14 protein-coding genes are annotated in these 18,537 nt (G+C 38.9%); 12 read left to right on the top strand and 2 right to left on the bottom strand.

The annotated features are described in order from the left end of the window. The first annotated feature begins 6 nt into the window (after positions 1-6). From recB to INP95_RS07525, 5 genes are all read left to right on the top strand, one after another. Entirely contained in the window at positions 7-3,660 is a 3,654-nt protein-coding gene (recB, locus tag INP95_RS07545; RefSeq protein WP_197560451.1) for an exodeoxyribonuclease V subunit beta, read from the top strand. Further along, the gene (gene recD / locus INP95_RS07540) at positions 3,660-5,594 is read left to right on the top strand and encodes an exodeoxyribonuclease V subunit alpha (RefSeq protein WP_197560450.1); all 1,935 of its coding nucleotides are present in this window, start codon (positions 3,660-3,662) and stop codon (positions 5,592-5,594) included. The genes recB and recD overlap by 1 nt, the downstream gene beginning before the upstream one ends. A 3-nt stretch (positions 5,595-5,597) precedes the next feature. Then, the gene (gene grxB, locus INP95_RS07535; RefSeq protein WP_197560449.1) at positions 5,598-6,245 is read left to right on the top strand and encodes a glutaredoxin 2; all 648 of its coding nucleotides are present in this window, start codon (positions 5,598-5,600) and stop codon (positions 6,243-6,245) included. Between the two features lie 128 nt (positions 6,246-6,373). After that, on the top strand, positions 6,374-7,144 hold the full coding sequence (locus tag INP95_RS07530) for a threonine/serine exporter family protein (RefSeq protein WP_193451846.1): 771 nt from the start codon (positions 6,374-6,376) through the stop codon (positions 7,142-7,144). A 3-nt stretch (positions 7,145-7,147) separates the two neighbouring features. After that, a complete protein-coding gene (locus tag INP95_RS07525) occupies positions 7,148-7,609 on the top strand; it encodes a threonine/serine exporter family protein (protein ID WP_049363622.1) in 462 nt (153 codons plus the stop codon). Positions 7,610-7,659: 50 nt separating this feature from the next. Here INP95_RS07525 and INP95_RS07520 read toward each other — a convergent pair whose 3' ends face one another. Beyond that, a complete protein-coding gene (locus INP95_RS07520) occupies positions 7,660-8,142 on the bottom strand; it encodes a Dps family protein (protein WP_014065361.1) in 483 nt (160 codons plus the stop codon). Positions 8,143-8,497: 355 nt separating this feature from the next. Between INP95_RS07520 and INP95_RS07515 the strand changes: the two genes are divergently transcribed. The 7 genes from INP95_RS07515 (at position 8,498) to cdd (ending at position 16,173) form a co-directional block, all read left to right on the top strand. Beyond that, positions 8,498-10,096: an ABC transporter substrate-binding protein gene (locus INP95_RS07515; RefSeq protein ID WP_197560448.1), complete on the top strand. Its 1,599-nt coding sequence runs from the start codon at positions 8,498-8,500 to the stop codon at positions 10,094-10,096. A 297-nt stretch (positions 10,097-10,393) separates the two neighbouring features. Beyond that, a complete protein-coding gene (locus INP95_RS07510) occupies positions 10,394-11,347 on the top strand; it encodes an ABC transporter permease (protein WP_014065363.1) in 954 nt (317 codons plus the stop codon). Continuing rightward, complete coding sequence (locus INP95_RS07505) at positions 11,347-13,323, top strand: dipeptide/oligopeptide/nickel ABC transporter permease/ATP-binding protein (protein ID WP_197560447.1); 1,977 nt, start codon at positions 11,347-11,349, stop codon at positions 13,321-13,323. The genes INP95_RS07510 and INP95_RS07505 overlap by 1 nt, the downstream gene beginning before the upstream one ends. 1 nt (position 13,324) lies before the next feature. Beyond that, entirely contained in the window at positions 13,325-14,137 is an 813-nt protein-coding gene (locus INP95_RS07500; protein ID WP_005696082.1) for an ABC transporter ATP-binding protein, read from the top strand. Between the two features lie 139 nt (positions 14,138-14,276). Then, complete coding sequence (locus INP95_RS07495; RefSeq protein ID WP_197560446.1) at positions 14,277-14,663, top strand: SMI1/KNR4 family protein; 387 nt, start codon at positions 14,277-14,279, stop codon at positions 14,661-14,663. 1 nt (position 14,664) lies between these two features. Then, on the top strand, positions 14,665-15,207 hold the full coding sequence (locus INP95_RS07490) for an RNA 2'-phosphotransferase (RefSeq protein ID WP_178411133.1): 543 nt from the start codon (positions 14,665-14,667) through the stop codon (positions 15,205-15,207). A 90-nt stretch (positions 15,208-15,297) separates the two neighbouring features. Next, positions 15,298-16,173: a cytidine deaminase gene (gene cdd, locus INP95_RS07485; protein WP_070582416.1), complete on the top strand. Its 876-nt coding sequence runs from the start codon at positions 15,298-15,300 to the stop codon at positions 16,171-16,173. Between the two features lie 85 nt (positions 16,174-16,258). On the opposite strand, the gene metE is transcribed toward cdd, so the two are convergent. Continuing rightward, entirely contained in the window at positions 16,259-18,532 is a 2,274-nt protein-coding gene (metE, locus tag INP95_RS07480) for a 5-methyltetrahydropteroyltriglutamate--homocysteine S-methyltransferase (protein WP_197555620.1), read from the bottom strand. Positions 18,533-18,537 lie beyond the last annotated feature (5 nt).

The raw sequence follows: 18,537 nt of genomic DNA, 5'->3' as shown, positions 1-18,537 counted from the left end.
TAAAAAATGAGCCAAAAATCAACCGCACTTAATGCCATTTCGTTACCCTTAAATCAAGTCAATTTAATTGAAGCCTCTGCCGGTACTGGGAAAACTTATACCATTGGTTCTATCTATCTTCGTTTACTTTTACAGGCGGGTGAGAATTATTTTTCTCGTCCGTTGAATGTGGAAGAAATTTTAGTGGTAACCTTTACTGAAATGGCGACGGAAGATTTAAAACGTAAAATTCGGGAACGTTTAACAGCGGCAATTTCGGTTTTTTCTGAATATTATGATACAAAAGATAAGGCGATTTTTACTGGGGAACATCAATTTTTAGCGGAATTGTTGCCTTATTTAGAGGATATTCCGACCGCACTTCGTCGCTTAAAGCTAGCCGAACAAAATTTAGATTTAGCCTCCATTTATACCATTCACGGTTTTTGTCGCCGAATGCTGATGCAACATGCCTTTAATTCAGGTGTGCATTTCAATTTAAAACTTCTCAAAGATCAGTCTGATTTACTCAAACAATTTGCGAATGAATTTTGGCGAGAGCATTTTTATGATTTGCCTTTCCATTTGGCTGCATTTATCTCAAAAGAATTAAAGTCGCCAGAAGAGGTATTGAATGATTTAGGCTCAAATATTGGAAATGATTTTTCTGTACAACTTGATAAACCAGAACTATTAGAACTGTCATTAAAAGAGTTTTTGCAAAAAAATATCGCTAAAAATGCGGAAACTATTGAAAAGATTAAATATACTTGGTTAGAAAGTGCGGTTAAAATCCGAGATCTTTTTGATGAAGAAGTCGTCAAAAAAGAGAAATCTTGTTTAAATGGTAAAACATATTCAAGTAAAACAATTTTATCTTTTGTGGATGAAGTCACCTCATGGGCAAAAAATAGAGCAGATATCACCTTAAATGAAACATTAGTAAAAAAATTTACGCAATCGGCTTTAGATAACGCCGTCAAAGCAGATTTTAAGAAAAAAGGGGTGAGAATAACACATCCTGCCTTTGAAGAGATTGAAGCTTTAATTGAAGAAATTCAACCAAGTGATTTATTAAAAAAAATCATTCTTTATCACTATCGTCAAGGTATTCAAAAGAAACTTCTTGAATACAAAGCAAATCACCCTGAAAAATCCTTTGATGATTTATTACGCTTATTGAAAGAGGCATTACATGGTGAGGGCGGAGAACAGTTAGCGGAATTAATTCGTTTTCAATATCCTTTTGCCATGATTGACGAATTCCAAGATACGGATGCGTTGCAGTATCAAATTTTCTCTAAAATTTATCGTAATGAAACCGCGTCTGGCAATGTTGGCTTTATGATGATCGGGGATCCAAAACAGGCGATTTATCGTTTCCGTGGTGCCGATATTTTCACTTATCTAAAAGCAGCAAAAGAAGCGAATGAACGTTTTAATTTAGGCACAAATTACCGTTCATCCCAACCTTTAGTGGAAGGGGTAAATCGATTATTTGATTTTAAAAATGCCCCCTTTATTTATAAAAATATTGAATTTTTAAATGTCGGCGCAGCCAAGAAGAATCTTGTTTTTCAGTTGAATAATCAACCTGAGCCAGCCTTCCGTTTTTACATTAACGATAAAGACAAATCCACCCAGCAAGATTATGCGAAAGCTTGCGCAACATCAATTCAGCAATGGTTAAAAAGTGCGGCTGAAAATCCGGTTGTTTTTCCGAATGAAAGCAAAGCAGAAAATCAAACATTGCGAGCAGAAAATATTGCCGTTTTGGTGCGTGGTTATACCGAAGCGGATCTCGTGAAGAAAGAATTGCAAGCACTCGGTATCGCTTCGGTTTACCTTTCGGATAGGGGAAATGTCTTTGAGAGTAACACAGCAAAAGAACTAGCCTTGATTTTGCAAGCCTGTTTGAGTGTGACGGAACGCCCAATTTTAAATGCAATTGCGACCGCACTTTTCGGCTTAAATGCAGCTGAAATTCACCAAATTCACCAGGATGAAATTCAGTGGCAACGTTGGGCAGAAAAATTTGCAGAGTATCAACAAATTTGGCAACGCCAAGGCGTCTTGCCGATGTTGCACCATTTACTTTTAGCTGAAAATATCACAGAAAAACTCTTATCTCGGCCTGATGGCGAACGAAAACTGACGGATTTATTACATTTAGCTGAAATTTTACAGCAAGCAGCCGCATTAAATGAAAGTGAAGCGGCATTATTGCGCTGGTTTGAAAAGCAAATTCAAGATAATGGTCGTCAAGAAGCTCAAATTCGTTTAGAAAGCGAACGCCAGTTAGTGAAGATTGTGACTATCCATAAATCTAAAGGGTTGGAATATGATTTGGTTTGGTTGCCATTTTTAGGTAATGAAGCAAAAGACCCAACAAAATCAGGCAAGCAGAAGAAACTGTTTAATTTATATTACGACAGTGATGAAGAGAAAACCTTGTGGGATATGCAAGATCAACACTTGGATGAATTAACAGAAGAAGTTTTTGCGGAAGAATTGCGTTTGCTTTATGTGGCATTAACCCGAGCAAAATATCAAATGGCCTTTGTGTTACCGAAAGCCTTTGATAAAAAATGGAATGCTTTATTGTATGTTTTAACGCAAGGTGAAATTGGTCGAAAACTCGATTTGCCAAATAATTGGGACACGCAGCCATTATTGGAAAAATTTAAGCAGCTTTTACCCAATGATGTATCGATTGAATTAACCGATGTGTTACAAGCCAGTGAACCACTTACCTTAAATATTTCTCAAGAAAATTTAAGTGCGGAAATTTTCCAAAGTGAAATTGAACAAGATTGGCGAGTGACGAGCTTTAGTGGCATTGAACAAACCCATCAACGCAAAGTTTATTTGAATGAAAGTGCGGTAAAAAAATCGCTCATTTTTGATGATGCGAAAGATTATGATGCGTCGATTTCAATAGAAAATATCACTGAAAATCTGACCGCACTTGCTCATGATCACGATGAAATGGTTTTAGATTTCCCACGTGGAACACAAATCGGTACTGTGTTGCATCGTTATTTTGAAAAGGTGCCTTTTGCTCAATTGGCAGAGAAAGAAAACATTGAAAAATTATGTCAGGATTTGAATCTTGCGGAAGAGCAGTTTGCTGCAGTCCAACAGTGGTTTGAACAAATACTCAGTACGCCAATTTTGCCAAATAATGATCTTACCCTTGCTCAGATTAACGAAAAACAATGCTTAAAAGAGTTGGCGTTTTATCTCAATATTTCAAGCCATTTTGATGTCGCAGGTTTTAATCGAGCGTTAGCAACCTTGCATCATTTGCCATCAGAACCGTTACAGTTTGAGGATATTCAAGGCATGGTGCGAGGCACAATGGACTTAGTTTTCTGTCATCAAGATAAATATTATTTGCTTGATTACAAATCGAATTTCTTGGGTGAGGTATTAAAGGATTACGACCAAGCTGCATTGAAAAAAGCCATGTCAGAGCATCACTATGATTGGCAATACTTGTTGTATGTGGTGGCATTACACCGTTATTTAAAAACACGTTTACCTCACTACGATTACAACCGAGATTTTGGTGGTGTGGTCTATGCATTTTTACGTGGAATGAATTGTTCGCCACAATCAGGCATCTTTTTTGATAAACCAGATTGGCAATTAATCCAACAATTAGAGGAATTATTTTAATGTTAAGCCTATTAAAATCCTTGCAAGAACAAGGTATGATTACTCAAGGCGATTATTATTTTGCTCAATTAATTGCTGATAAACAAAAAGATAAAGGCTATGCTGAGCCCGTCCAAAATTTAGCGATTTTGTTAGCCGCACTTTGTAACTGGAGCTATACGCAAGGTAATACTTGTTGTGTGTTAGATCGTTTCTTAGAACGTAATTTATTCGGCTTAGCTTATCGTAATACTGAAACGGATTTTTTGTCGCTTATCAATGAAAAGATCGGTTTGCTTCCTGTATCAAAATGGCAATCAGCCTTAGCGGGGCATATTGCTTTTACACAAGATCCTGAAAATCAGATTGCACCTCTCGCGTTTCAATTTGGGGCGATTTATTTCTATCGAGCTTGGCAAGATGAATTTCGTGTTGCGCAATATATTAAAAATGCCTTGAAAAATGACCGCACTTTATCAGTAGAACCGCAACAAATTCGGGCATTATTAGATCGTTATTTTCCTCAAAAACAAGCACAAGTTGATTGGCAAAAAGTAGCCGTCGCAACGGCAGTAAAAAGTCCATTTTCTGTGATTACAGGTGGCCCTGGAACAGGGAAAACCACGACAGTCACTCGCTTGTTATGCGTATTACAGGAATTATTTGGTGGCAAACTTCATATTAAATTGGTTGCGCCAACGGGGAAAGCGGCGGCTCGTTTAACGGAATCCATCGAAAACGCTTTAGCACAAATGCCGATTTCAGATGAATTACGTGCATCCATTCCTAAAGCCGCAGAAACGTTGCATCGTTTACTAGATGTTCGACCTTTTACCGATAGCGTAAAATATCATGCACATAATCCACTGCAAATTGATGTGTTAGTGGTGGATGAAACCTCAATGATTGATTTGCCGATGATGGCGAAACTTGTGCAAGCATTGAAACCCGAAACACGTTTGATTTTATTGGGTGACCAAGCTCAATTAGCTTCAGTAGAAGCGGGGGCAGTATTAGGGGAAATTGCACAATTTTTAACGCAAGATTATAGCCCTGCTCAAGCCGATTATATTCATGCAACAACAGGCTATACCGTCCCAACTGAGGGTGAACACAGTCCGTTACGCGATGCCATTTGTCATTTAACCTTTAGTCGTCGTTTCCGAGATGATTCGGGCATTAAACAACTTGCTGAGCAAATTCAACAAGGAAAAGGTGAGGGCAGTGTAACAACCTTTTCAGAATATCCACAAGAGTTGCATTTTCATCATTTTGATGAAGAGCAAGACGTTAAAGAATCTGTTCGACAAGTGGTGAAAAGTGCGGTTGAAAATTACCGTTTTTATTTAACTCAACTTCAAACTTATTTTGCTCAGAAGAAAGATCTCAATGCAAAATTTATAGATGAAAAGGGCAACGAGAAAACTTATGCAGAAGCGATTTTAGATCGCTTTAATTCAGTGAGATTTTTGACCGCACTTCGCGCTTCGGCATTAGGTGTGGAAGAATTAAATCGTGAAATTGCTTTAGCATTACGAGCTGAGAAATTGCTTTGGTTCCGTCAAGAAGACGATTGGTATATCGGTAAGCCAATTATGATTACCGAAAACGATCATAATGTTAAACTGTATAACGGCGATATTGGCTTGTGTTTAGCTAAAGGCAAAGTATGGTTTGGCAATCGAGAAGTATCAACCAGTCGTATTCCCTCTCACGAGCCTGCGTTTATGATGACGATTCATAAATCCCAAGGTTCGGAGTTTGAACATACCGTCATGGTGTTACCAACAGAACCCAACCCAGTGCTTTCACGAGAGCTGGTATTTACCGGTGTCACCCGTGCGAAAAATCAGCTTTCCGTATTTGCCAATGAAAAAATCTGGCAAAGTGCGGTCAGGAATACCGTAAAACGACAAAGTGGATTAGGAAAATTATTACAGGAAAAAGAGGAGTAAAAAATGAAATTATATGTTTACGATCATTGCCCGTTTTGTGTGCGTGCTCGCATGATTTTCGGTTTAAAAAATTTGCCGGTAGAACTTGTAGTGCTCGCGAATGATGATGAAGCAACGCCAATCGGTTTAGTGGGCAAAAAAGTAGTGCCAATTCTTGTCAAAGAGGATGGTACCGCGATGCCGGAAAGTTTGGATATCGTGCATTATGTAGATGAACATTTTGGTGAAAAAATTTTATCTGAACACGTTCGTCCTGAAATTGAAGCATGGTTAAAAGAAGTTGGCAGTTATTATGGTCATCTTACGACTGCACGCTTTACACAAATTGGTTTAGCGGAATTTGAAACCCAAAGTGCAGTCGATTATTTCACTAAAAAGAAAACAGAATTTATTGGGGATTTTGCTGAAAATATTGCGAAGACTGAAACCTATCTTACTCGCTTAAAAGGCGATTTAGAGAAATTAGCGGTATTAATTCAATCTGAAAATACCTTAAACGGAAAACTTTCTCTTGAAGATATTATCGTTTTCCCTGTATTACGAAATCTGACTTGTGTGAAAGGAATCGAATTTCCACCAGCAGTTTTAGCTTATATCACGAATATGGCTAAGTTAAGCAATGTGCCGCTATATTTTGATAAAGCCATTTAATTTCTGTTGAACCATAGGCTTTGAAATACTGAAGTTTTGACTTGGATCATAGGTGCGGTCATTTTTTCAGTATTTTTTATTCATCGATCTATAATCTCTAACGTTTACTTTAATAAGAGCGTAGAGATATGAATCAGGAATACCAACGAGCGGTTACCCGTATTTGTGTGGAAACCGCTTTGTTATTGTTACAGCATGGCGCAGAAAGTGCTGTCGTCGTACAAATGGCTCAGCGATTAGGTGTAGCTTTAGGCATTGAAAGCGTGGAATGTGCTTTGACGGCAAATGCCGTCTTATTGACCACACTTTCTAAGCAACATTGTATTACTACTGTGCGGAAGAATGTCGATAAAGGTATTAATATGCAAATCGTTACGGATGTTCAGCACATTGTGGTTGCCGTAGAGCATCACTTGTATGATTTGTCTATGGCACAAAAGAAATTGGATAAGTTAAAACCACTAAAATATAACCGTTATTTGGTGGTGTTTATGATTGGTTTATCTTGTGCCTCTTTTGCTCACCTTTCTGGCGGAGATATGACAATTTGTGCGATCACCTTTATTGCCTCTGCCATTGCTATGTTTGTTCGACAAGAAATTTCTAAACGTCATTACAATCCACTCATCGTTTTTGCCATTACCGCTTTTGTCGCTTCACTGATTTCCGGTATGAGTTTGAAATATAGTTTAGGCAATGATCCTCATATCGCATTAGCTTCTAGCGTTTTATTACTCGTTCCAGGATTCCCATTGATTAATTCACTTGCGGATATTTTAAAAGGGTATGTCAATATGGGAATAGGACGATGGACCATCGCTACGGTTCTCACTTTTGGTGCTTGTTTAGGCATCGTCTTTGCATTAAATCTTTTAAATATTGTTTCTTGGGTGGGGTAATAGATGTTTTTACTGAATTTACTCGATGATATGCTTTTTGCCGCCATTCCAGCAGTAGGATTTGCTTTAGTATTTAATGTTCCGCCTAAAGCCTTAAAGTATTGTGCTATTTTAGGCGCGCTTGGGCATGTCACGAGAACTTTATTATTACACTTTGGAGTCCCGATTGTTTTTGCCACTTTTTTTGCCACTTGTGTGATTGGTTTTATTGGTGTGCATTTATCTCATCGCTATTTAGCCCATCCAAAAGTCTTTACCGTTGCGGCAATTATTCCAATGATTCCGGGTGTTCATGCTTATAAAGCGATGATTGCTATCGTACAAATTCATCATTATGGATTTTCCGATAAATTATTTGAGCAAATGATCAGTTCTTTTATCAACACCAGCTTTATTTTGGGTGCCCTTGTTTTGGGCTTAGCTTTACCAGGGTTATTGTTCTATCGACAAAAACCGGTCGTGTAGATAATAAAAAAGCCGACATCAGTCGGCTTTCACATTTAATCTATATTTAATTAAGCATGGCAAGTTTGGCAGGCGGCTTGGAACATCCAAACAAGTTTTTCTTGTTCTTTGATGTAATCGCTCATTTGAGAAGCTGTACCTTCATCATCAGACTCACCCGCTAATTCAAGGATTTCGCGTTGTTGTTCAAGTAATACTTTTAATCCTTCTAATGTGCCTTTTAAGCAAGATTGCGCATCACTTACCCCTAACTCTTCTTTAATACGTGAGTGTTGGAAGTATTGTGAATAACCGTTATGCGGTGTGTAACCTAACGTTAAGATACGTTCTGCGACCTCATCAACTTTTTCTACTAAATCTGTGTAGATTTCTTCAAATTTTGCGTGTAATTCAAAAAAGTTTACACCTTTGATGTTCCAGTGGTAACCACGCACGTTAGTATAGAAGACTTGATAGGTTGCTAATAATTCGTTTAATTTTGCTGCTAATTTTTCAGATGCTTTTTTATCTAAACCGATTGATGTTTTTGACATAGTATTTTCCTCTTTATTGTTGATTAAAATGTTGTTCCCTTGCTTGGGAAGTGCGGTCATTATAAGCATCATTTTTTATGATAGCTATTTCATATTATCTAGTGATTCAATAGTTAAAATCTATTTATAATAAATTATATATAGTTAAAAACTTTTATCGTAAATTACGAAAAAAACTCTGTGAAGTAGATCACACATTCAATATTTCCCTTTTGACAGAATGAATCGAAGATGATTATGATTGATGTAAATCATTTTGTTCTAAGATTTGATTGCTTTACTTCATTTTCGAATGAAATGTTTGGCTAGGTTTAAAAACCAAAAATATGATTTTATTACTCATCAGGAGTTTAGTATGACAAAGCATTTTTCCTTTGAAACTAATGAATCTCGTCGTCATTTTATGAAACTTATGGCTGGCGTGGGGGCAGGTCTTGCATTTAGTGGCACATTAGGCACATTTGCACCAAAAGCCTTTGCTGCAGAAATTAAAGGTAAAACCATTGAAGCGGGGATTGCTTATCCGCTTTCTACCGGTTTTGACCCAATGACATCAAGTGGTGCTTCACCTTATGCAGCAAACTTGCACATTTTTGAAGGTTTGGTGGATTTGCATCCTGCAACTCGTGAACCTTATCTTGCTTTAGCAGGAAAAGAGCCAGAACAAGTTGATGAAACAACATGGCGTATTACTTTACGTGAAGGCGCAACCTTCCATGATGGCGCACCAGTCAGCACTGAAGACGTTGTGTATTCTTTCAATCGTATTATGGATCCAGCCAATAAATCTTTATTCGTGATGTTTATTGATTTCATTGAAAGTGTGAAAGCTGTGGATGATAAAGTGGTGGAATTTAAATTGAAATATCCATTTGCTTTATTTGCTAACCGCTTAACTTGCGTGAAAATTGTACCGAAACACGTGATCGACAAAGTAGGGCAATCTGCATTTGATGCACACCCAGTTGGTTCTGGCCCATTCAAATTTGTTTCAGCTGTGAAAGATGACAAAATCGTCTTTGAAGCGTATGAACCTTACAATGGTAAATATCCAGCACAAGTTGAAAAAATGTCTTGGTTATTACTTTCTGATGCCGCAGCTCGTGTGACTGCACAAGAGTCTAAACGTACTCAAGCAATGGAAAGTGTGCCTTATTTAGACATTAGTCGCTTGAAAAACAAAAAACAACAAGTGCAATCCGTTCAATCTTTTGGCTTGCTATTCTTAATGTTTAACTGTGAGAAAGCTCCGTTTAACAATCCAAAAGTACGTCAAGCGTTACACTATGGTTTAAACACTGACAAACTTGTTGATATTGTATTTGATGGTAATGCAGAAGCTGCAACATCATACTTACAAACAACTCACCCAGATTATATTAAGGCATCAACTCAATATCCTTATGATCCGGAAAAAGCAGCAGCATTACTAAAAGAAGCTGGTGTGACTGAGCTTAAATTTGAATTGCTCGCAACCGACCATGACTGGGTGAAAGAATCTGCACCGTTAATTTTAGAGTCTTGGAACAAGATTCCAGGTGTGAAAGTGACTTTACAACACTTACAATCAGGTGCGTTATACAGCAACAACGTGGATCCAGGTGTGTATGAAGTGGCAATCGCTCCAGGTGACCCATCAGTGTTCGGTGATGACTTAGACTTGCTTTTAAGCTGGTGGTATCGTGGTGATGTATGGCCGAAACGTCGTTTCCGCTGGAGCAACACCCCTGAATTTGCGAAAGTGACTGAATTACTCAATGCAGCTGTGAGAGCAAAAGATCACGCTGAAGCGAAAAAATCATGGGAAGAAGCGATTAATATCATTGCGGCTGAAGTACCACTTTATCCGATTGTTCATCGTAAACTTCCTTCTGCATGGGATGATAGTAGCCTTGAAGGCTATCAACCATTGGCAACAACCGGTTTATCTTTCCTCGGTGTGGGCCGTAAATAAAAGCACTTTTTTATTTAATGTTTGGGCTGTTGAGCAATCAACAGCCTTTTTTCTTTCTTTTTAATACCAAAGTGCGGTCATTTTTCTCTCTATTTTTCAATCATTTTTTCTCTCAATTTCATTTCAAAAAAATCTTTGTGAAGCCGATCACAGATTTGAATTTTGCTCTATGTACTTGGATTGACAGGGCTTAGGCTGAACATTATGATTACTGTAATTCATTTTGTTTTTGAATTTGATTGTTTCGCTTCATTTTTGAAGCTAACGAATTTCTCAAGCTAGAATAGGAGAAGTCAGATGGAAATGATACTTCGATTATTGTTACGCCGATTGATGGCCTTGCCGGTAATGATTCTTGGTGTAACAGCACTCGTTTTTGTGGTGCTTCAATTCACACCAGGTGATCCTGCAACGGTGGCATTGGGCGAAAGTGCTAGTGAAGCGGCAAAACAACTTTACCGCGAATCACACGGCTTAAATGATCCACTCTTTGTTCAATATTTTCGCTTCTTAGGTAATTTACTTGTATTAGATTTTGGTGTGACTATGCCACCAGAACTACCAATCAGTAGCATGCTAGCGAAATCTTTCCCAATCACTTTACAGCTTACCCTAATTGGTGTGGTGTTTGCGGCAGTAGTCTCTTTCTCATTAGGTGTGCTTGCCGCGCTTTATCGTGATAGCTGGGTAGACCAAGTGATTCGTTTAATCTCTGTTGCAGCGGTTGCAACACCATCATTCTGGTTAGGTATCTTACTTATTCAATGGTTCTCTTTGGAATTAGATTGGTTGCCTTCTGGTGGTTTTGTGCCATTCAGCGAAAGCCCGATGGGGTATATCAATTCCATGATTTTGCCATCTCTTGCGCTTGCCGTGCCAGTATGTGCGTCATTAATTCGTGTGGTGCGTACAACCATGGTAGAAGAAATGGATAAAGACTATGTGAGAACCGCGATTGGTAACGGTGTTCCTTATGCAACTGTTATTCGTCACAACGTATTACGCAATGCATTAATCACGCCTGTAACAGTATTAGGTTTACGTGTAGGTTACTTACTTGGTGGTGCAGTGGTTATCGAACAAATCTTTGACTTACCGGGCATGGGTAAATTGATTTTTAACGGTATCGTCAACCACGACTTACACTTAGTACAAGGTGTGGTTTTGACTATCGCCTTTACCTTCGTTTTAGTGAATATTATCGTTGATATTCTCTATGTATTAATTAACCCTAAAATTCGGAGTCTATAATGTTTCGTCAAGGTTTAGCAGATCGATTAGCTGCAAGCGGTGCGAGATTCCGAGCACTTTCCACCGCATCAAAAATTTCATTATTATTCTTAGTTTTCGTTGCTTTAGTGGCAGTGTTTGCCCCTTGGGTAGCAACACATGATCCATTAGAAGTGATCGCACGTATGCGTGCTCCAAGTGCGGAATATTGGTTTGGGACTGATCGACTTGGTCGTGATATTTTCTCTCGTATTGTTTACGGTGCCCAAACGTCCTTATTTATCGGTTTAGGTGCAGTAGCTTGTGCCATTATTTTCGGTAGTGTTTTAGGTGCAACTGCAGCCACATCCGAGAAATGGGGCAATGAAATTATCATGCGCTTAATGGATATTTTAATGGCCTTCCCAGGTATCGCATTAGCAGCAGTGTTATTGGCAACCTTTGGTAACTCTGTACCGGTTATTATTATCACCATTGCTGTGGTTTATACTCCGCAACTCGCTCGTGTGGTTCGTGCGAATGTGGTATCACAATGGGATGAAGACTATGTGCGTGCTGAACGCGTTATTGGTGGTAGCCGTACTTATATTCTTCTCAAACACGTTGTGCGCAATACTGCCGCACCGGTTTTAGTCTTCGCAACCGTAATGGTGGCAGATGCTATTGTGTTTGAAGCCTCACTTTCTTTCTTAGGCGCAGGTGTACAACCACCACATCCTTCATGGGGTAACATTCTTTCTGAAGGTCGTAACATCGTGTTAAACGGTGCATGGTGGGCGACAACCTTTGCGGGTGTCATGATTCTTTTAACTGTATTAGCCTTAAATATCTTGGCAGAAGGTCTTACCGATGCATTGGTTAACCCGCGCTTGAAAGGCGGTAAAAAACCAGAAGGCAAATCAGATGAACGTCTTTCTACCGACGTACAAGAAGCACTTGCTGAAGGTCTTGCATTAAAACGTTACTTACTCAAATTACATGAAAAAGAAATCACCCGTACGAATCGTATGCAATTAAATCCAAATGCAAAACCGATTTTACAAGTGAAAAATTTATCAATCCGTTTCCCGAATCGTTATGGTGAAATTCCATTAGTGGATAACATCAGCTTCACCGTAAATGAAGGCGAAACCATGGGATTAGTAGGTGAGTCTGGTTGTGGTAAATCTATTACAGCGTTCTCTATCATGGGCTTGTTACCAAAAACAGCAAAAATCACTGGAGAAGTGCTTTTCACCGACCGCAGTGGTAAACAACATAGCTTGCTTAACTCTAACAATCTAAGTGAATTGCGTGGTTCTGAAATTGCGATGATTTACCAAGACTCTTTAAGTGCATTAAACCCATCAATGCGTATTAAAGACCAAATGGCACAGCTCATTAAACGTGGCAGCCACCATACCGCAGAAAAACTGTTGGAATGGGTACACCTTGATCCTGAAAAAGTGTTGAACCGTTATCCGCATGAGCTTTCTGGTGGTCAACGTCAACGTGTGGTGATTGCAATGGCATTAACTCGTGAACCGAAATTATTAATCGCCGATGAACCAACAACCGCATTAGACGTAACCGTTCAAGCTGAAGTGGTGAAATTATTGAATGAACTACGTGAAAAACTGGGTTTTGCGATGGTATTTGTCAGCCACGATTTAGCCTTAGTTGCACAATTAGCTCACCACATTACCGTAATGTATGCAGGTCAAGTGGTGGAAATGGCGCCGACTTCCTTATTACTTGCTAATCCAACTCACGAATATACTCGTGGCTTATTGGGTTCTGTACTTTCAACCGAAGTCCGTGCGAAACGTTTATATCAAATTCCGGGTAGCGTCCCATCACCTTACGATTTTGCTGTAGGTGACCGTTTTGCAAGTCGTTCATTACGACCAGATGCAAATCCGGATCAAAAATTGATATTAACCGCCGTGGAAGGCGAGCCATCTCACTTGTGGGCTTCTCATTTAGCTGAGCCTGTAACGGAAGCGAAAGGAGCATAATATGAGCAGTAGTATTAAAGTCATTAAAGAGCAAAACATCATCGATTTAGAAAATATCGTGGTGCAATTTCCTTCTCGCGACGGTTCGTTGTTTGGACGTAAAAAATTCACAGCAGTAAACAATGTGAGTCTTGGCATTAAAGCCGGGGAAACCATTGGTTTAGTTGGAGAGTCTGGCTGCGGAAAATCTACCTTAGCCAACGTGATTATTGGGCTACTTAAACCGACATCTGGTTTAGTGAAATTCAACGGTTTACAAATGCAATATGGCAGCTCAGAAGCGAGAAAACAATTCGGTCGCCAAGTGTCGGTCATTTTCCAAGATCCGGCAACAGCATTGAATCCTCGTATGAAAGTGTTGGATATTTTGCGTGACCCAATGGATATTCACAATGTATTACAACCTCATGAACGGGAAAAACGTGTGTATGACTTACTTTCTCGCGTAGGTTTACCACGTTCTGCGGCACAAGTTGAACCAACCCGTTTATCGGGTGGACAAAAACAACGTGTGGCGATCGCACGTGCTCTAGCACTGAATCCAAAACTGATTGTTGCGGATGAGCCGACTTCTGCGCTAGACGTATCCGTTCGTGCTCAGGTGTTAAACTTATTGGCAGACTTGAAAAAAGAACTCAATCTTGCCATGGTGTTTATCTCTCACGATATCCAAACCGTACGCCAAGTATCTGACCGCATTGTCGTAATGTACGGCGGTCAAATTTTGGAGACCGGTAGCACTGAAGATATTTTCAACCACCCAACAGTGGATTACACCCGAAAATTACTTGGTGTTGCACCGTCCTTGTTGTAAACAGATAAAATAAAACATCTTAATTTATGACCGCACTTTCAAAGTGCGGTTATTTTTTTATGATTTTTCTTGCATAGACTTGAAAACTTAGATAAAAGATTACTTATCTTTACAGATGAATCGTAATTGTGGAGTAATTATGCAAACTAAATTTAATTTATATCCTAAAGAACAATTACCTGAAAACTTTAAGTTTCCTCAGTCTTATATTGATTTATCCAGTAATATGGAAAAGATAAATGAATTGGAATATTTTCCTTGGTGGTTTGAAGATCCTGATTATGAGAATTCAGAGATAGAGGACAGTGTTTATCTTTATAGCAAGGCTATTGAAGAGCTTACAGGTGTGGCTGATTTAATTGCATTTGCTAGAGATGGCGATTGGGCAGCTTGTTTTAAATTGACGGATTATTCTGGAAACCCGAGAGTTTATGTTCATGATCTTGGTAATAAAGATAATAAATATGAATGTAAGGATTTTGATGAGTGGTTAGCGGAAGAAATCAAAAGTGCAAAAGAGTATTAAAATGGACTATTTAAATTTAAGTAAAGAAGTTTCCTATGCGCTTCGTCATGCCCCATGGGAATATGAACTAGAACTGGATTCTGAAGGTTGGGTTTCTGTCGAACAATTAATTTCATCATTGAGAAATAGTGATGAAAAATGGAATATGTTAACCGAAGACGATTTAGTTAAAATGATCGACTTATCGGAAAAGAAAAGACATGAGATTAAAAATGGAAAAATAAGAGCTTTCTACGGGCATTCAATTCCAATGAGAATTTCTAAAGAAATTGGTTATCCACCAAAGTATTTATACCATGGGACAAGTATAAATTATTTAGATAATATTAAATTAAATGGATTGAAGCCGATGTCTCGTCAATATGTACATTTATCTGAAGATGTTGAGACAGCAAAATTGGTTGGGGATAGAAAAAAAGGAGAGACAATTCTTCTGATAATTGATACAGAATTAGCTCAATCTAAAGGCATTAAGTTTTATATAGGTAATGAAAAAGTCTGGTTATCTGATTACATTTCGCCTGAGTTTATAAAAGATAATTAATGATTAAGCATATTTGCATTATGTGATCATTTTACGGTGGAGTTTCTCCAAATATCGTAAAATGGGCATATAAAAATAAGGAGATTTAACATGCAACAAAAAATTAAACAAGCATTAGCCGATTCGCCGCTTTCAAATATGATTCTTTCTGCGTTAGAAGAACAAGAATGGAAAGGTTTTTTACCGGCAGAAAAAGTGCGGTCAATTTGTAATGAATTTATGCTTACGCCTGTTCAATTAGGTTTGGCACTTTTGCCCGTAGCAGCTTGTTATAGCCATACACCCATTTCAGAATTTCATGTTGGAGCGATTGCGATTGGTGAAAGTGGTGATTTTTACTTTGGGGCGAATCAAGAATTTCAGGGCAGTAGCATGGCTCAAACCATCCATGCTGAACAAAGTGCGATTAGCCATGCATGGTTACGTAATGAACCTCGCATCACGGATATCGTGGTGAATTACACGCCTTGCGGTCACTGCCGTCAATTTATGAATGAGCTTTATCAAGCGCAAGATTTGAAGATCCATTTGCCACACAGCCAAAATAATCCACTTCCTCAATATTTACCCGATAGCTTTGGCCCGAAAGATTTAGGCGTTGATTTGCTTCTATTAAACAAAGAAGAACAAGGTTTTACTTTGACGACGGAAGATGAAGTGGCAAATAAAGCAATTTTAGGCGCAAACCGAGCACATTCACCTTATTCTAAAAGCCCTCACGGTGTAGGCATTTTATTTAAAAATGGGGAAATGATTTGTGGTCGATATGCAGAAAATGCGGCATTTAACCCAAGCTTACCAGCGATGCAAACAGCGATTAATTTTGCTTACTTAAATCAATTGGATGTATCCAAAATTGAGCGAGTGGTATTTGCAGAGAAACCGTTGCGTTTAAGTCACCGCAAAATGGCAGAGCAGTTATTGAAGAGCCTCTGTAAGGTGAAAATGGAATATATTAGCCTGTAAGTGCGGTCAAAAATTAATTATTTTTGCACTAAAAGAAAAGGCGAATAGAGATAATCTCTCATGTTCGCCTTTCTTTTTACTGATTTTACGCTAATTCAGCACGTAATTTTTTCGTGACATCAACCATCACTTTTAGTGCAGCAATCGTTTCTGGCCAACCGCGCGTTTTCAAACCACAGTCTGGGTTTACCCATAAACGTTCTTTCGGCACCACTTGTAATGCTTTGCGAAGAAGATGTTCAATTTCTTCTGCTGCAGGCACGCGTGGACTATGAATGTCATATACGCCAGGACCAATATCATTCGGGTATTTGAAATCACCAAATGCGGTGAGTAATTCCATGTCAGAACGCGAGGTTTCGATAGTAATGACATCGGCATCTAAGGCTGCAATAGCCGGTAGAATGTCGTTAAATTCGGAATAACACATGTGCGTATGAATTTGGGTATCATCTTGGCAACCCATTGAACTTAAACGGAAGGCTTCGCCTGCCCATTTCAAATACGCATCCCAATCTGCACGTTTTAACGGTAAACCTTCACGAATAGCCGGCTCATCAATTTGAATCACTTTGATACCTGCTTTTTCTAAATCTAATACTTCATCAGAAAGCGCTACCGCAATTTGTTTGCAGACTATTTCACGAGAAATATCGTTACGCACGAAAGACCATTGTAAGATCGTCACCGGACCTGTCAGCATGCCTTTCATTACTTTATTTGTTAGGCTTTGAGCATATTGTGACCAACGTACCGTCATGGGTTCTGGGCGAGTGACATCACCATAAATCACTGGTGGTTTTACACAACGTGAACCATAACTTTGTACCCAACCGAATTTGGTGAAAGCAAAACCATCAAGTAGTTCGCCGAAATATTCCACCATGTCGTTACGTTCTGCTTCGCCATGTACCAATACATCTAAGTCTAATTTTTCTTGCTCACGTACAACAAATTCAATTTCTTTTTTCATAGCAGCTTCATAATCAGATAAGCTGAGTTCACCTTTTTTGAAGGCTGCACGAGCATGACGAATGGCTGTCGTTTGTGGGAAAGAACCAATATTCGTGGTTGGCAGAAGTGGTAAATTTAACCATGCATTTTGTAATTTAATGCGTTCCGCAAATGGCGATTTACGTTGGTCGGCATTTTTCGGTAGATTTGCTAAGCGTTCTGCCACGCAAGTGCGGTGAATTTCACGCGAGTTTTTACGTGCATCCGCAGCGGCTTGAGATGCAGCTAATTCGGCTTGAACGGCTTCACGACCTTGTTCTAGTGCGGTCTTAATAATACGTAATTCTTGAATTTTTTGTAACGTGAAAGCCAACCATTGATAGAGTTCAGGTTTATTTGCTTGGAGTTGCGTTTCAACTTCTAAATCATAAGGTGTATGAAGGAGAGAGCAGCTTGGCGCAATCCACAAACGATCACCTAATTTCGCTTTTAATGGTTCAACCACATCTAACACTTGATTCAAGTTTGCCCGCCAAATATTACGGCCATCAATGATGCCTACAGATAAGATTTTGTCATAATCCACAAAGGCAGCAAGTTGTTCTGGTGCGCGTACTAAGTCGATATGTAAACCTGCTACAGGTAAGGCTTTTAACAAATCAGCGTGTTCTGCCACAGAACCGAAATAAGTCGCAAGCAATAATTTCGCTTTCACTTGTTCTGCAAAAGTGGCATAAACCGCTTTATAAGCAGCAATCCATTCTGCCGGTAAATCTAAGGTGAGAGCGGGTTCATCAATTTGAATGTATTCTACGCCTTCCGCAGCTAACGTATTTAAGATTTCAACATAAACCGGCACGAGTTTTGCTAATAAATCAAATCGATTAAATGCAGTGCCTTTTTCTTTGCCTAACCAAAGGAAGGTGAGTGGTCCAACGATTGTTGGTTTAACTTGATACCCAAGCGCTTTAGCTTCACGAATTTGTGTTACATAATGTGCTGGGTTTGCTTTAAATTGTGTCTCTTTATGGAATTCTGGTACGAGATAATGGTAGTTGGTATCGAACCATTTTGTCATTTCAATCGCAAATTGGGTTTTATTACCACGCGCTAATTGGAAATATTGATCGAGTGTTAAATTTTGGCTATCGAAACCAAAGCGAGCAGGAATCGCACCTGTTGCCACTTGTAAATCTAAAATATGATCATAAAGCGTGAAATCAGCCACTGCAACAAAATCGGCATTTGCCTTGGCTTGGTGTTGCCAGTTAAGTTTACGTAATCTTTTTGCAATATCTAATAAATCCGCTTCCGCAATTTCGCCACGCCAGTAACGCTCTTGAGCAAATTTAAGTTCACGCTTTGCGCCTACACGCGGAAATCCAGCCAAATGAAATGTTGTCATAATTA

The organism is Haemophilus parainfluenzae, from assembly GCF_014931375.1.
GTDB lineage: Bacteria > Pseudomonadota > Gammaproteobacteria > Enterobacterales > Pasteurellaceae > Haemophilus_D.
This window is presented reverse-complemented; position numbering and strand designations above follow the sequence as displayed.

Coding starts and splice junctions, on each gene's coding strand:
- recD (WP_197560450.1), top strand. CDS start 3,660: ATGTTAAGCCTATTAAAATCCTTGCAAGAACAAGGTATGATTACTCAA.
- INP95_RS07515 (WP_197560448.1), top strand. CDS start 8,498: ATGACAAAGCATTTTTCCTTTGAAACTAATGAATCTCGTCGTCATTTT.
- cdd (WP_070582416.1), top strand. CDS start 15,298: ATGCAACAAAAAATTAAACAAGCATTAGCCGATTCGCCGCTTTCAAAT.
- grxB (WP_197560449.1), top strand. CDS start 5,598: ATGAAATTATATGTTTACGATCATTGCCCGTTTTGTGTGCGTGCTCGC.
- INP95_RS07525 (WP_049363622.1), top strand. CDS start 7,148: ATGTTTTTACTGAATTTACTCGATGATATGCTTTTTGCCGCCATTCCA.
- INP95_RS07500 (WP_005696082.1), top strand. CDS start 13,325: ATGAGCAGTAGTATTAAAGTCATTAAAGAGCAAAACATCATCGATTTA.
- INP95_RS07490 (WP_178411133.1), top strand. CDS start 14,665: ATGGACTATTTAAATTTAAGTAAAGAAGTTTCCTATGCGCTTCGTCAT.
- metE (WP_197555620.1), bottom strand. CDS start 18,532: ATGACAACATTTCATTTGGCTGGATTTCCGCGTGTAGGCGCAAAGCGT.
- INP95_RS07505 (WP_197560447.1), top strand. CDS start 11,347: ATGTTTCGTCAAGGTTTAGCAGATCGATTAGCTGCAAGCGGTGCGAGA.
- recB (WP_197560451.1), top strand. CDS start 7: ATGAGCCAAAAATCAACCGCACTTAATGCCATTTCGTTACCCTTAAAT.
- INP95_RS07530 (WP_193451846.1), top strand. CDS start 6,374: ATGAATCAGGAATACCAACGAGCGGTTACCCGTATTTGTGTGGAAACC.
- INP95_RS07495 (WP_197560446.1), top strand. CDS start 14,277: ATGCAAACTAAATTTAATTTATATCCTAAAGAACAATTACCTGAAAAC.
- INP95_RS07520 (WP_014065361.1), bottom strand. CDS start 8,142: ATGTCAAAAACATCAATCGGTTTAGATAAAAAAGCATCTGAAAAATTA.
- INP95_RS07510 (WP_014065363.1), top strand. CDS start 10,394: ATGGAAATGATACTTCGATTATTGTTACGCCGATTGATGGCCTTGCCG.